This window comes from Streptomyces sp. AM8-1-1, assembly GCF_032229325.1.
Lineage (GTDB): Bacteria > Actinomycetota > Actinomycetes > Streptomycetales > Streptomycetaceae > Streptomyces > Streptomyces achmelvichensis.
In genome coordinates this window covers 1,090,599-1,104,421 of sequence record NZ_CP135086.1, presented here as the reverse complement: position 1 = coordinate 1,104,421, position 13,823 = coordinate 1,090,599, and the positions used below count along the sequence as shown (strand labels likewise).

The 13,823-nt window shown below is 71.6% G+C and carries 16 protein-coding genes; 8 read left to right on the top strand and 8 right to left on the bottom strand.

The window, feature by feature from the left end:
• Positions 1-78 precede the first annotated feature (78 nt).
• The 5 genes from RPQ07_RS04940 (at position 79) to RPQ07_RS04920 (ending at position 4,671) form a co-directional block, all read left to right on the top strand.
• Positions 79-1,425: a wax ester/triacylglycerol synthase family O-acyltransferase gene (locus RPQ07_RS04940; RefSeq protein WP_313942779.1), complete on the top strand. Its 1,347-nt coding sequence runs from the start codon at positions 79-81 to the stop codon at positions 1,423-1,425.
• Positions 1,426-1,614: 189 nt separating this feature from the next.
• Positions 1,615-2,610: an aldo/keto reductase gene (locus RPQ07_RS04935; RefSeq protein ID WP_313942778.1), complete on the top strand. Its 996-nt coding sequence runs from the start codon at positions 1,615-1,617 to the stop codon at positions 2,608-2,610.
• Positions 2,607-2,918 (top strand): L-rhamnose mutarotase, encoded by a 312-nt coding sequence (locus tag RPQ07_RS04930; protein WP_313942777.1) that lies wholly within the window; start codon positions 2,607-2,609, stop codon positions 2,916-2,918. The genes RPQ07_RS04935 and RPQ07_RS04930 overlap by 4 nt, the downstream gene beginning before the upstream one ends.
• Before the next feature lie 3 nt (positions 2,919-2,921).
• Positions 2,922-3,773, top strand: coding sequence for an amidohydrolase family protein (locus RPQ07_RS04925; RefSeq protein WP_313942776.1), 852 nt, complete (start codon positions 2,922-2,924; stop codon positions 3,771-3,773).
• 37 nt (positions 3,774-3,810) lie between these two features.
• On the top strand, positions 3,811-4,671 hold the full coding sequence (locus RPQ07_RS04920) for an Fpg/Nei family DNA glycosylase (protein ID WP_313942775.1): 861 nt from the start codon (positions 3,811-3,813) through the stop codon (positions 4,669-4,671).
• Between the two features lie 41 nt (positions 4,672-4,712).
• On the opposite strand, the gene RPQ07_RS04915 is transcribed toward RPQ07_RS04920, so the two are convergent.
• A complete protein-coding gene (locus RPQ07_RS04915) occupies positions 4,713-5,390 on the bottom strand; it encodes a zf-HC2 domain-containing protein (RefSeq protein ID WP_313942774.1) in 678 nt (225 codons plus the stop codon).
• Between the two features lie 179 nt (positions 5,391-5,569).
• Between RPQ07_RS04915 and RPQ07_RS04910 the strand changes: the two genes are divergently transcribed.
• On the top strand, positions 5,570-6,370 hold the full coding sequence (locus RPQ07_RS04910) for a LytTR family DNA-binding domain-containing protein (protein WP_313942773.1): 801 nt from the start codon (positions 5,570-5,572) through the stop codon (positions 6,368-6,370).
• Positions 6,371-6,649: 279 nt separating this feature from the next.
• The gene (locus tag RPQ07_RS04905; RefSeq protein ID WP_313942772.1) at positions 6,650-6,919 is read left to right on the top strand and encodes a hypothetical protein; all 270 of its coding nucleotides are present in this window, start codon (positions 6,650-6,652) and stop codon (positions 6,917-6,919) included.
• Positions 6,920-6,930: 11 nt separating this feature from the next.
• Here RPQ07_RS04905 and RPQ07_RS04900 read toward each other — a convergent pair whose 3' ends face one another.
• From RPQ07_RS04900 to RPQ07_RS04880, 5 genes are all read right to left on the bottom strand, one after another.
• The gene (locus RPQ07_RS04900) at positions 6,931-7,452 is read right to left on the bottom strand and encodes a hypothetical protein (protein WP_313942771.1); all 522 of its coding nucleotides are present in this window, start codon (positions 7,450-7,452) and stop codon (positions 6,931-6,933) included.
• A 270-nt stretch (positions 7,453-7,722) separates the two neighbouring features.
• Positions 7,723-8,307, bottom strand: a complete 585-nt coding sequence (locus RPQ07_RS04895; protein WP_313942770.1) for a TIGR03086 family metal-binding protein — start codon at positions 8,305-8,307, stop codon at positions 7,723-7,725.
• Positions 8,308-8,321: 14 nt separating this feature from the next.
• Positions 8,322-8,708: a GntR family transcriptional regulator gene (locus RPQ07_RS04890; protein ID WP_313942769.1), complete on the bottom strand. Its 387-nt coding sequence runs from the start codon at positions 8,706-8,708 to the stop codon at positions 8,322-8,324.
• Positions 8,705-9,457 carry a hypothetical protein gene (locus RPQ07_RS04885; RefSeq protein ID WP_313942768.1) on the bottom strand — a complete coding sequence of 251 codons (753 nt, stop codon included), beginning with the start codon at positions 9,455-9,457 and terminating at the stop codon, positions 8,705-8,707. The genes RPQ07_RS04890 and RPQ07_RS04885 overlap by 4 nt, the downstream gene beginning before the upstream one ends.
• A 98-nt stretch (positions 9,458-9,555) precedes the next feature.
• Positions 9,556-10,110: a sigma-70 family RNA polymerase sigma factor gene (locus tag RPQ07_RS04880; RefSeq protein ID WP_313942767.1), complete on the bottom strand. Its 555-nt coding sequence runs from the start codon at positions 10,108-10,110 to the stop codon at positions 9,556-9,558.
• A gap of 301 nt (positions 10,111-10,411) precedes the next feature.
• Here RPQ07_RS04880 and RPQ07_RS04875 point away from each other — a divergent pair, with 301 nt between their 5' ends.
• On the top strand, positions 10,412-11,689 hold the full coding sequence (locus tag RPQ07_RS04875) for a CapA family protein (protein ID WP_313942766.1): 1,278 nt from the start codon (positions 10,412-10,414) through the stop codon (positions 11,687-11,689).
• Between the two features lie 55 nt (positions 11,690-11,744).
• Here RPQ07_RS04875 and RPQ07_RS04870 read toward each other — a convergent pair whose 3' ends face one another.
• Positions 11,745-13,181 carry an amino acid permease gene (locus RPQ07_RS04870; RefSeq protein ID WP_313942765.1) on the bottom strand — a complete coding sequence of 479 codons (1,437 nt, stop codon included), beginning with the start codon at positions 13,179-13,181 and terminating at the stop codon, positions 11,745-11,747.
• Positions 13,182-13,313: 132 nt separating this feature from the next.
• On the bottom strand, positions 13,314-13,775 hold the full coding sequence (locus RPQ07_RS04865; RefSeq protein ID WP_313942764.1) for a universal stress protein: 462 nt from the start codon (positions 13,773-13,775) through the stop codon (positions 13,314-13,316).
• Positions 13,776-13,823: the final 48 nt, after the last annotated feature.

The window sequence follows — 13,823 nt, the reverse complement described above, 5'->3', positions numbered from 1 at the left end:
GAACTGATCGTACTTGACCGTAACCGACCGAAGGCGATTGACTTCGCACTCCCTGGCTATCTAGGACATGAGGACACCGTGAGCAGCGAGCTTCTCGCCCCCCTCGACCTGGCGTTCTGGCACCTCGAATCCACCGGCCACCCCATGCACCTCGGTGCCCTCGCCTTCTTCGGCTCCGCCGAAGGGGACAGGAGCGACGACGAGGTTCTCGACCTGCTCGCCACCCGCGCGGCGGCCATCCACCGGCTGCGGATGCATGTACGCGACGTCCTGCTGCCGGTCGGCGGGGCCGCCTGGTCGGTGGCCCCGGACTTCGACGTGACGCGCCACGTCCACCATGTGCGCCTTCCGGCGGGCGACTTCACCGCCGCGGCCACCGGCATCGCCGGGGAGCTCATGGAGCGCCCGCTGGAGCGCGGACTCCCGCCGTGGGAGATGTACCTCCTCACCGGCGAGCCCGGCGGCCCCTTCGCGGTGCTCGTCAAGCTCCATCACGCCCTCGCCGACGGGATGCGCGCGGTCGCCATCGGCGCCGGCATCTTCGACGAGATCGCCGGCGCGCGCGGGATGAGGGCGCGCCGGTCCCGGCCGGTGCCGGCCTCGTCGTGGCGCAGCGTGCCGGCCCAGCTCATCGGCTTCGCCCGGGACCGTATCGACGATCTCGGCAACGCCGTGGGTGTCGGGGCCTCCGTCGTACGGGCCAGCCGCTTCGACTCCCGGGGCATGCCCGCCCTGGCGGCAGGCTCCAGCGGAACCCGCAGGCTCGGCACCGTCGCACTCGACCTCGACGATGTGCAGCGTGTGCGCAAGGCCGTGGGCGGCACGGCCAACGACGTCCTGCTCGCCATCGTCGCCGGAGCGCTGCGGCGGTGGACGCGGGAGCGCGGAGACCTGCTGCCGACCGCGGACCCCCGGGCGCTGGTGCCGGTGTCGCGGCGCAGGCCCGGCAGTCCGGCCGGATCCGGGAACCGGCTCTCCGCGTACCTGGTCGACCTGCCCGTCTCCGATCCCGACCCCCGTGCGCGGCTCGACACCGTCCGGATCGCCATGAACCGCAACAAGGCGGCGGGGCCGATGCGCGGAGCCGGGGCCGTCGCCGTACTCGCCGATCAACTCCCGCCGCTGGCACACCGGTTCGGTGCGCCGCTGGCAGGCGGCGCGGCCCGGATGCTCTTCGATGTCCTGGTGACCAGCGTGCCGCTGCCGCGCTCGGCCCTCTCGCTGGGCGGCTGCCCGCTGCTCTCGATCTACCCGATGGCGCCGCTGGCGCGCGGTCAGTCGCTGGCCGTCGCCCTGACCACCTACGGCGGGCAGGTGCACGTGGGCCTGGTGGCCGACGGCAAGGCCGTGCCCGACCTCGACCGGCTCGCCCGCAGCGTGGAGGACGAGCTGGCCGAGCTGCTCGACATGGCACTGACGCTGTGAGCCGAAGTGTCCGAAAGATCGGACACATCGACCGCCGTCCGTAACATCTCGCCCCTTCGCGGGTGTTGACGCCCTGAGTGATCCGATGAATATTCGGCAGTGATCGATGGATTGATGGATCGATGCACCGACCGGCGAGCTCGATGCGGCCGCGTCGGCGGACACCAGGGGCGAGGGGGCAGCAGCGGGATGCGACGAAGCAGGCTCGGCCGCAGCGGGGTCGAGATCACCGAACTGTCCTTCGGGGCCGCGGCCATCGGCAACCTCTTCACCCCGGTCGCGCCCGAGGAGGCGGCGGCCGCGGTCGACGCCGCCTGGGACGTGGGCATCCGCACCTTCGACACGGCGCCGCACTACGGTCTCGGCCTCTCCGAGCGCAGGCTCGGCGAGGCACTGCGCGGCCGGCCCCGCGAGGCGTACACCCTCTCCACCAAGGTGGGGCGGCTGCTCGAACCCTGCCCGGCCGACGGCGACGACCTGGCCCATGGCTTCGCCGTCCCGGCCGACCACCGGCGCGTCTGGGACTTCAGCGCCGACGGTGTGCGCCGCAGCGTCGAAGAGAGCCTCACCCGCCTGGGCCTCGACCGGATCGACATCGTTCATCTCCACGATCCGGACGAGCACGAGGAGGCCGCGTTCCGGCACGGGTACCCGGCGCTGGAGCGGCTGCGTGCGGAAGGCGTGGTCGGTGCGATCGGCGCCGGTATGAACCAGGCCGCCATGCTGACCCGGTTCGTCCGCGACACCGACGTCGACACCGTGCTCTGCGCCGGGCGCTACACCCTCCTGGACCAGAGCGCCCTCGCCGAACTGCTGCCCGAGGCCGAGGCCCGGGGCATCAGCGTCATCGTCGGAGGGGTCTTCAACTCGGGGCTGCTCGCCGACCCGCGCCCGGGCGCCACCTACGACTACACGGCCGCACCCGACGACCTCCTGCGGCGCGCGCTGCGGATCGAGGCCGTCGCCGCACGGCATGGAGTTGTGCTGCGGGCCGCCGCACTGCACTACTCACTCGGTCATCCGGCCGTCGCCGGTGTCCTGGTCGGCACACGCTCCGCCCGCGAGGTACGGGACGCGGCCGGCCTTCTCGCCCAGGACGTTCCGGCCGCCCTGTGGGACGACCTGCTCGCCGAGGGGCTCCTGCCGAAGGATGGCCCGCTGCCCCAGGGCGGAGGCGCCCGATGAGAGTGGCCCTGCACACCGCGGTCCGCCCCGACCGTATCGAGGAGTACGAGGCCGCCCACCGCGAGGTCCCGGCCGAACTGACCGAGGCGATCCGCGCAGCCGGCGTCACCTCCTGGACCATCTGGCGCAGCGGAACCGACCTCTTCCACCTCCTCGACTGCGACGACTACGCCGGGTTGCTGGCGGCGCTCGAAACACTCCCCGCCAACATCGCCTGGCAGGCCCGGATGGCCGAACTCCTCGACGTCGTGCACGACTACACCGCGGACGGCGCCGGCGCCGGACTGCCCGTCGTCTGGGAGCTGTGAGGTATGGCCGTCGTCGATGCCCACCACCATGTGTGGGACCTCTCCGTCCGGGACCAGGACTGGATCACCGGCCCCGACCTCGCGCCCCTGCGCCGTACCTTCACGCTCGACGACCTGCGGCCGGAGGCGCGCGCCGCGGGAGTCCGCGCGACCGTGCTCGTCCAGACCGTCACCGTCGCCGGGGAGACACCGGAGTTCCTCGCGCTCGCCGACGGCAGCGACCTCGTCGCGGGGGTCGTCGGATGGACCGACCTCACCGCCCCCGACGTCGCCGACGCACTGGCCGCGCTACGGGAGGGGCCGGGCGGCGACCGGCTCGTCGGCATCCGCCACCAGGTGCAGGGCGAACCCGATCCCGTGTGGCTGCTGCGGGACGACGTCCGACGGGGACTCGAAGCCGTCGCGTCCGCCGGCCTCGTCTACGACCTGCTGGTCCAGCCCCGTCAGCTGCCCGCCGCGGTCGAGGTGGTGAGCCGGGTCCCCGGACTCACCTTCGTCCTCGACCATCTGGGCAAGCCCCCCATCGCCGCCGAGGAGCTGGAACCGTGGGCGGGCCGGGTGCGTGCGCTCGCCGAGCGGCCCAACACCGTCGGCAAACTCTCCGGCATGGTGACGGAGGCCGCCTGGGCGACCTGGACCACCGCGGATCTCGCCCCGTACGCCGAGACGGTCGTCGAGGCCTTCGGGCCCGACCGCCTCATGTTCGGCTCCGACTGGCCGGTCTGCCGGCTCGCCGCGAGTTACGCCGAGGTCGTGGAGGCCGCCCGCACGCTCACCCGGGGTCTGAGCGCGGACGAGCGCTCCGCCGTCTTCGAGACCACCGCCTGCCGGGTCTACGGGCTCCCGGCGGAATGAACCTGCATCCCTGTGGCCCCTGCGGCACCCTGGAGGCATGCCGGAGCTGCCCGAGGTCGAAGCGCTGAGAGAGTTCCTCGACACCCATCTGGTGGGACAGGAGATCGTCCGTGTCCTGCCGCTGGCGATCAGCGTGCTGAAGACGTACGACCCGCCCCTGTCCGTGATCGAGGGCGCCGAGGTCACTGCCGTGGAACGCCGCGGCAAGTGGCTCGACATCACCGTCGGCGGCCTCCACCTGGTCACGCACCTGGCCCGCGCGGGCTGGCTCCAGTGGAAGGACGAGGTCCCTGCCGCGCCGCCGCGCCCGGGCAAGGGCCCGCTCGCCCTGCGCGTGGTGCTCGCCTCCGGGAGCGGCTTCGATCTGACCGAGGCCGGTACCACCAAGAGGCTCGCCGTCCATCTCGTCCGCGACGCCGGCGAGGTGCCGGGCGTCGCCCGCCTCGGCCCCGATCCGCTGGCCGACGCCTTCGACCGCGACGCGTTCGCCGCGCTGCTCGCGGGGGAGCGGCGGCAGATCAAGGGCGCGCTGCGGGACCAGAGTCTGATCGCGGGAATCGGCAACGCCTACAGCGACGAGATCCTGCACGCCGCGAAGATGTCGCCCTTCAAACCGGTGCAGAATTTGGGCGAGGACGAGATCACCACACTGTACGAAGCCCTCCGCAGCACCCTCGGTGAGGCCGTCGAGCGCTCGCGCGGAGTCGCGGCGGGACGGCTCAAGGCGGAGAAGAAGAGCGGTCTGCGGGTCCATGGCCGGACCGGTCAGCCGTGCCCGGTCTGCGGCGACACGATTCGCGAGGTCTCGTTCAGCGACTCGTCGCTCCAGTACTGCCCCACCTGCCAGACCGGCGGCAAGCCGCTGGCCGACCGCAGACTGTCGCGCCTGCTGAAGTGATCCGATCGCGGTGCGCAGGCGCTCGGTTCAGCTCCTGACGGTCACTTGATCGTCAGCAGCGGCTTGCCGTCGAACGTCCGCACTTCCCAGCGGCCGATGTCACTGCTCGACAGGTCGGTGCCCCCCTCGATCTCCAGGGGCTTGGCATGACCGGGGACATCCGTGCCGTATCCGCCCTGGGGAACGCGCCAGCTGAGCACCGGATGCTCGATGCCGTCCTTGCCGACGGCGACCAGCCGGCAGGAGCCGGGCCCGGTGAGGCCCGAGAGCCGCATCGCCACCGCCGTGCCCCACATCCGGTCCTCCACGAAGGCGGACGCCGTGACGCCGGAGCCGGCGTCCTTCACCGTGACCTGCTTGCCCGCGACGGCCGGCGGGGCGGGGTCCTGCGGGGTCCGCATCGCGAGCGCGCCCAGCGGCAGGGCGACGATCAGCGCCGCCACCGCGGCGACCAGCCGGAGCCGGCGTCTGCTGCTCCGCCTCCGCATCAGCGCGACCTCCTCGGTCAGCCGCTCCAGCAGCCGGGGCGAGGGCCGGGACGCGATCACGCCGGGTCCCGTGAGGTCGGAAATCGCCGAAGCGACCGACGAGAAGTCCGAGAGCTGTACTGTGCACAGCACGCACTCGGCGAGATGCTCCTCGAAGCGGAACGCGTCCCCCGGTTCCAGCACGCCCAGCGCATAGGCGGCCACGTCCTGGTGCCGCTGCTGCATGCCCATGGCGTCCTCGTTTCGTCTCTGGCCGTGCTGTGTCCGTTGCGGTCGGTCGCCGTTGAATACGGATCAGGCGCGTTCTCTGCTCAACCGCGGCCACGATGAGACGAACTCTCTTCGCGGACCCCTTCCCGCGGGCGAAGGACCGTGGCCCCGGCGATCGGGGCGCGCCTAAACTCCGCAGCATGCTGCGTGTACTGGCGGTCGACGACGAGAATCCGGCGCTCGAGGAACTCCTCTATCTGTTGCGTTCCGACGCCCGGGTCACGAGCGCGGAGGGCGCGACGGACGCCACCGAGGCGCTGCGCCGGATCAGCCGGGCGCTGGAGGCGGGACCGGACGGTGAGGACGGCATCGACGTCGTCTTTCTCGACATCCACATGGCCGGACTCACCGGACTCGATGTCGCCAGGCTGCTCGCGGGGTTCGCCAGGCCGCCGCTGATCGTGTTCGTCACCGCGCACGAGGGCTTCGCCGTCCAGGCCTTCGACCTCAAGGCCGTCGACTACGTCCTCAAGCCGGTGCGCAGGGAGCGGCTGGCCGAGGCGGTGCGCAGGGTGCGCGACCAGGTGCTCGCCGCCCGGGAGACCCGCCAGCCGGAGCACGAGACCGCGGTGACGGCCCCCGCCACCCGTGCGCCCGTGCACAACGCCGCCGAGCAGATACCCGTCGAACTGGGCGGTGTCACGCGGTTCGTGGCGGTCGACGACATCGCCTATGTCGAGGCACAGGGGGACTACGCCCGGCTGCACACGGAGGACGGCAGCCACCTCGTCCGCATTCCGCTGTCCGCCCTGGAGGAGCGGTGGGCCTCCCGCGGCTTCGTCCGCATCCACCGCAGCCATCTCGTCGCGCTGGCCCGTATCGACGAACTGCGCCTGGACGCGGGGACGACGACGGTCCGGGTGGGATCGGCCGAACTTGCCGTCAGCCGGCGTCATGCGCGGCAGCTGCGGGACCTGCTGATGCGGCACGCCGGCAGCTGACCCGCTGCGCCGGCTGAAGGAAGCCGGCCTTCCGCGCCGATTGCCCGGGGCCTCACGCACACCGGCGACCGGACATGCACCCGCCGGCCGTTTCACCGGACGCGCCGCACCGGCCGTTCACCGGACGCGCCCGACCGACCGTTCACCGGTTGGGGCCAACCGTTCGTCGCGGGACAGGCCCACCCGGCGACGAGCGTCATCCGCTGGCCGAGAGACGAGGGGATTCGGCGCACCGGGCTCCGGCGGCGGCCTAGCCTTGATCAGGAGGTAAGGGGTCTGATGTCCGACATCGAAGCGCTGCTCGCGGAACTGCGGAGCCTGCCGGCGACCCCGGCGTCCGGCCCGGGGGACATCGAGGCGCTGCTCGCCACGGTCAAGAGCGCCGCGGGGCGCTGGGCGGACGTGCTGTACGAGATCCGGCAGTCGGCCCAGGGGCTGGTCGGCCCGCGCGCCGAGGCGGCCCTCGAAGTCGCCTTCCGCCGGGCGGAGGAGTCGTACGTCGAGCTGGAGATCGCGCTCAAGGACTGCGGCCGGCGGCCGGGCCCCTGACAACTGCCTGCTCAGAACAGGTGGATGGCCAGATGACTCAGCGGCAGGCCCAACTGCCAGGCGGGCATCCATATCTGTTCGCCCTCGTCGACGCACGCATCCAGCGGATTCGCCGGGTGCCACGGTTCCGTGTCCCCGAGGTCGGCGGCGAGCAGTTCGGTCTGCCGCAGCCACTTCCATGAGTCCCGTGCCAGGGCGAGATCCGGATCGGGTCCGCCGCCGAGCTGCCGCTCCCGCTCGCCGCGTGCGTCGAGTCTCTCCCGTGCCCAGGCCGGCCAGGGATGTCCGTACGCGGTGAGGTTCAGCCACTCCTCGATCCTGGACACCGCGCGGACACCGGCGAGTTCGTCCGAACCGTCACAGAGATAGATGGTCAGCGCCAGCGTCTCGCGGCCCGCCCGGTATTCGAGCGAGCCGCCCTCGACGAGGGCGCCGGTGCGGAGCATCTCGTCGGCGATGTACTCGGCGCAGAGCCATGCCATGGGGACTGCCAGCGCGCCTCCGCTGGTGCCGTTCGTGCTCTCGGGCTGCAACCTTCCCACCTTCTTCCGGACGACGTCGTGTGCCGACTCGGAGACGAGCCTCCACCGTGTGACACGGCTGGGGGCGCATCTTTACTCAACTTCACCGTGAGGTTTCGCATACTGTCGCCCCTTGGCCGTGGCCCCAGGGAGACGGGGACACCGGCGGGACATCAGGGGCGCACGTGACTGCGCCGCCGAGGTTTGGAGTCCGCCATGGGGCGGGTACGACGACGCCCGCTCCGGAAGGGAGCGGGCGGCTCGTGCCGTAAGGCAGGCGTCTCAGTGAGGATCGCGTCCGATGAGTCCGAGGAGCCGGTCCTGGAGGGGAGCGTCCTCGGGGACGGGCACCTCGGGGCCGAAGACCTCCACCCCCGGACCGAACGCGCCGGGCGTCCGGAACTTCTCCATCACCTCGGCCGGGATCGCGGAGGTGCCACGCCACATCCGTTCCACGTCGTCGGCGGGCATCGTCTCGTCCTGCCCGGTGGCCCGCGCCAGGTCCCAGCCATGCAGCACGAGGTCGTCACTGATGACCCGGTCGATGTGCTGTTCGGCCGTCAGTGGCCCGCTGGGTGTCTCGCAGGGAGCCGCCGCGAGTTCGGGGTCGTCGAGCACGGCCTCGACATCGGCGCGTGCGGCCCGGAACGCGGCGAGGGGATCCTTCTCGACGGACGGTGCGCGGGAGGGACGGCGGTCGAGCGGGCGCAGCATGACGCCGTGCATCACGACGATGTGTCCGACGACGTCCCGGGCGGACCAGCGGGCGCACGGCGACGGGTTGTCCCACTGCTCGGGCCGGACGGCGGCGACCTTGCTCTCGAAGTCGTCGGCGTGTCTGCGGTATCGGTCGGCGATGTCGGTCATCGGCCGGGTTCCTCTCAGCCGTCGGGGGTGGCGAGCGCGTGGCGCAGGGCGGCCAGGGCATCTTCGTCGGTGACACCGAGGTTCCTGGCGGCGACGGCGAAGTGGCGGGCGTGGTCGGCGAGCCGGGTGGCGGCGTCGGGGCCGCTCGCGACGGCGGCGACGCGGGTGCCGGAGCCGCGCCGGCTGTGCACCAGCCCGGCCGACTCGAGTTCCCGGTAGGCGCGGACCACAGTGTTGTTGGCGAGACCGAGGTCGGAGGCGAGCTGGCGCACCGGAGGCAGCTTCTCGCCCTCGCGCATCCGGCCGACCGCGATGAGATCGGCGAACTGCTGTCTGATCTGCTCGTACGGAGGCACGGGTGTGGCCGGGTCGACCCGGATCGTCAGGCCGGCGGCGGTCACGGGCGTTCCTTGATGTACGCCTGCGGCAGCAGGAGGGCGCTCAGGCACCAGCCGGCGGTCAGTACCGAGACGAACGCGACGATTCCGAGGGCCCAGAAACTCACGGTCTCCATCCAACCACCACAGCTCAGGCTGAGCATCGCGGTCGCCATGGTCAGCGACACGGCGAACAACGGTGCTGCCGTCAGCAGACCCCACGCGCCGACCGTGGCGCGCGCTCTGATCCGGCGCCGCTCGTCGTCGGCCGCTCGCATCGTGATGCGCCGCAGTGTCGCGGCGCACACCACGGTCCCGACAGCGAGTCCACCGAGCACCGGCCAGGCGTAGTACGGCCCGGGCCAGGGCCCCACCAGCTGGTCCCGTCCGTCGCAGGCGACGGCGCGGCCCGCGTGCCCGGTGGCGTCGGTGGAGGCGGTGGCGACGGCGACGACCAGGAGGACGACGAGCAGCAAAGCCTGCACGAGCAGGGTCGACGAAAGCCCGCGCGGGACGTGGTCACGTATCCGGCGGGGCGCCGCCGAGGCCTGCCGTACTCCGCGCGCCGCCGGATGGGCGACCACGTCCGCGAGAAGCACTCCGCCGACGGCGCAGATACCGAGGACGGGGATGGCGTAGAGCAGGTCGACGTCGGACTCGGGGCTGAAGGTGACGAGATTGTTCACCACGACGCCTGCGGCGAGCCCTGTCCAGCGGACCGGGGTGTCGATCCAGTTGCGCCAGTCGGTGCGGAACTCCCGAATGGTGGACATGCGAACCCCCTGATGACCGGCCATGCGTATCAATCGCTTGAGACAATCTGTCGCCTGGGGAGCAACTGTGTCAAGCGATTGATACACCCGGCCCGGGTTCAGCGACTCATGGCCGGGCGTGGGCGCGCATAGCCGGGGAGGCAGCGGGCGAGGGCCCGCAGCGCGTAGTACGAACGGGACTTGACCGTCCCCGGCGGTATCCCGAGCGACTCCGCGGCCTCGTTGACGCTCAGTCCCTCGAAGTAGATCCGGACCAGCACCGCCTGGTGCTCGGGGCTCAGGGACTCGACCGCCGCGCGGACGTCGAGGGCGGCGACGGCCGTCTCGGTGACGTCCGCCGGATCCGGGGTGGTGGCGAGGACCCCGTCGCCGATCTCGGTGGGGCGGGCGAGACGAGAGCGGCGTGCGTCGATGGCGAGGCGGCGGCCGACCGTGAAGAGCCACGGGCGCATCGACTCGTACGGACCCTCGAAGGCCTCCGGGTGCTGCCAGGCGCGGACCAGGGTCTCCTGGAGCAGGTCCTCCGCGCGCTGCTGGTCCCCGTAGGTGAGGCCCTGGAGGAAGCTGAGCAGTGCGGGGCCGTGCTCGCGTTGCAGGTCCGCCATGGCCCGCTCGTCGGTCGTCGCGGAAGCGGTCACGGTTGCCGTCGCCATTGCCAACACCCTTTCGCGCGGAGGTCGCTGCTACGTGGCGTATACGAACGCATCCGGGCGCGAAGGGACAGACGGCGCACCACTGTCTTCGGCGAGCGGTCGCTCGGAGCGACGAATGGTGCGGTGAGCGGGTGGCCGGATACCGACGGCCGGTGAACCGGCCCGGGACAGGGCTCGGAATGAGCCCGGGATCAGGTCCGATCCGGTGACCCGCGCGGCCGGGTCGCTTGACGCGCCCGGGCCCGAACGATGCATTCGGTGTGCCGCTGTCACGCCGGTTCGCATTGGTCGGGAGCACTCCATGACACGCCGCCCGCTACAGGGCCCCACCCCGCTCGCGACGCCGCTCGCGCGACGGGGAGCGACGGCGCTCGCCGCCGTACTGCTCGGGGCGACGGCCGCCTGCGCCGCGCCGGGCCCCTGGTCTGCGGACGGTCGCTCCGAGCGCCCCGCGTCCGCGCCCGCGGCCGCCGGCGGCGCGGCACCCGCACGCGGCTTCACCCTCGTCGCGGGCGGTGGTGTCCTGCCGCACGACGCGGTCGTCCGACAGGCCCGCGTCCGCGGCGACGACTACGACTTCCGCCCCGTGCTCGCCGGTGTCCGGCCGGTCGTCTCCGCCGCGGACCTGGCGATCTGCCAGCTGGAGACGGTGTTCGGGACGGTCGAGGAACAGGGCGGTGACGAGCGCGGCCGCTCGGCCGTCATCTCCCCGCCCGAGCTCGCGAAGAACCTCGCGGCCATCGGCTACGACGCCTGTTCCACGGCCTCCGACCACGCCTTGGCGGACGGCGCCGCAGGCGTCGAACGCACGCTGGACGCACTGGACACCGCCGGCATCGGACACACCGGCACCGCCCGTACCGCCGCCGAGGCACGCGAGCCCGCGTGGCTGAAAGCAGGCGGTGCCAGGGTCGCCCAGCTGGCCTACACCTACGGCCTGGACGGCGACCGGCACCCCGGGGCACAGCCCTGGGCGGTCGCGCTGATCGACGAGGAGCGGATCGTCGCCGACGCCCGGGCCGCCCGGAAGGCGGGCGCGGATGTCGTCCTCGTCAGCCTGCACTGGGGCACCGCATGGCAGACCGCCCCCGACGAACGGCAACTGGCGCTCGCCGGCGCCCTCACCGCCTCGAAGACCGCGGGCCGCCCGGACATCGACCTGATCGTGGGTGCCCACGCGCATGTCCCGCAGCCGTACGAGAAGGTCAACGGCACCTGGGTGGTCTACGGGACCGGCGACCAGCTCGCCGGAGCCGGAGCCGGAGCCGGAGCCGGAGCCGGAGCCGGAGCCGGTCCCGGTCCCGGCCGCGGCCGCGACCGGCAGCGCGACCCCCGCGCCAACCAGGCGACCCTCGGCCGCTTCACCTTCGCGCCCCCCGCCCGTCCCGGAGAACGCTGGGAGGTGGCGAAGGCGGAGTTCGTCCCGCAGTGGACGGACGCCGCGGGGCGTGTGGTGAACACGGCGGACGCATCGTCGAGGGACGCGGACCGACACGACCGCAAGCAGGCGAAGGATGCCGTCAGCGCTGCCGTGTTCAGCCGCGGCGCGGCTGAACACGGTCTGACGATGGGCCGCTGAGCGGGCGAGGTCACCTGAGCCCCCGGCCAAGCACGACCGCCCGGCGCGCGGTTCCTCAGCGCAACCCCTTCTCCTGCCCGGTGTTCTGAGACGTCGCCAGATCCGACTTCCGGTAGGAGTACGCGAAGTAGATGACCAGGCCGATCAGCAGCCACACCGCGAAGCGGACCCATGTGTGCCAGGCCAGGAAGGTGATGAGCCAGATCGAGAACACCACACCGATCGCCGGGACGAAGGGCATGCCCGGGCAGCGGAACGTACGCGGCAGATCGGGTCGCCGATAGCGCAGCACGATGACCGCCACACACACGACCACGAAGGCGAGCAGAATGCCGATGTTGGTCAGTTCCGCCGCCTCGCCGATCGGCAGGAAACCGGCGATCGCCGCCGACGCCACACCGACGATCCAGGTCACGCGGGTCGGCACATGGCGTGTCGGATGCGTCTTGGCGAACCACTTGGGCAGGAGTCCGTCGCGGCTCATCGAGAACCAGACACGGGTCACGCCCAGCATGAACGTGAACATGACGGTGAGGATGCCGATGATGGCGCCGACGGCGATGACGTCCGCCAGACCGCCCAGGCCGACCGACTTGAAGGCCGTCGAGAAGCCGCTCTCCGGGTCGATCTCCGTGTAGTTCTGCATACCCGTCAGCACCAGGCACGCAAGGACGTACAGCACCATCGAGATCGCCAGCGAGTACAGGATCGCCTTCGGCATGTGGCGCTGGGCGTCCTTGGACTCCTCGGCCGCCGTCGACATGGCGTCGTAGCCGAAGACCGCGAAGAAGACCGTCGCTGCGCCGGTGAACGCTCCGCTCACCCCGAACGGGAAGAACGGGTTGTAGTTCGCGGTCTCGATGTGGAACACGCCGACACCGATCACCAGCAGCACGACCAGGACCTTCAGCACCACCACGACCGTCTCGAAGCGGGCCGCGTTCTTGATGCCGAGGGTGAGGAGATAGGCGATCAGCAGGCACAGGATCGCGGCGAACAGGTCGATCCGGTGTCCGTCACCCGTGCCGGGCGCACCCAGCATCCAGTTCGGCAGCTCGGCACCCGTCTCGCCGAGCAGGAAGTTGAAGTACCCCGAGATGCCGATGGCGACGACCGCCACGATCGCCGTGTACTCCAGCAGGAGATCCCACCCGATGAACCAGCCCGCCAGTTCGCCGAGTACGGCATAGCCGTAGGTGTACGCCGACCCGGCCTTCGGAATGAGCCCCGCGAACTCGGCGTAGGAGAAGGCCGCGGCCGCACTCGCCACCCCGGCGATCAGGAACGAGATGAGGACCGCGGGACCCGCCGTGCCGTTGGCGACCGTGCCCGCGAGGGTGAAGATGCCGGCTCCGATGATGCCGCCGACACCGATCGCGGTCAGCTGCCACAGGCCGAGCGTTCTGGTGAGCTGTTCGGCTGTGCCGCCTTCCTCGATACGTTCGATGGGCTTGCGCCGCAGTACGCCCTGCCCTGACCACAGGCCTGCCATGACTCACCTCTCCGAAGGTCTGGTGGGACCGATGGCGGCTCATGATGGTGCAGGCCCGGCAGGGACGGAAGGCGCCGGGCGGCATCCGGAGCCGAGCGCTCCGCAGTGACCACCGGACGGCCGAACGGGAGGTCAGGGAACGACGGTGACCGGCCAGCGTCCTGCCTTGACCAGCCGCACCGCCACCGAGCCGATGAAGCGGTGACCGGCCGACTCCGACGCCCCGACGACCACGGCGTCCGCCTTCAGCTCGTCGGCGGCCTTCACCAGGCCGCTGTAGGGATCGCCGCGGAAGGTGTGGAACTCCCAGCGCACCTCCCAGATCTCCCGGACGCGCTCGGCGGCCGACCGGATCTCGGCCACCAGCCCCTCCGCTATCTCCTCGGTGGTGTCCGCGACCGGAACCCCCAGTGCCGCGCCGGTCGACATCACCGGCTGGACGTACACCACCGCCAGCAGGGCGTTCTGGCGGCGGGCCAGGCCACTGGCGTAGGCCGCAGCCCGCAGGGAGGAGTCGGAACCGTCCACACCGGCGACGATGACCTTCGGGCCGTCGGTGCCGCGTTCGAAACGGTGAGGTCGCTGCTCAGTCACACAGCCGAGGCTATCCGCTCCCGAGAGGCGGGCCGTGGCCGGTCTCCG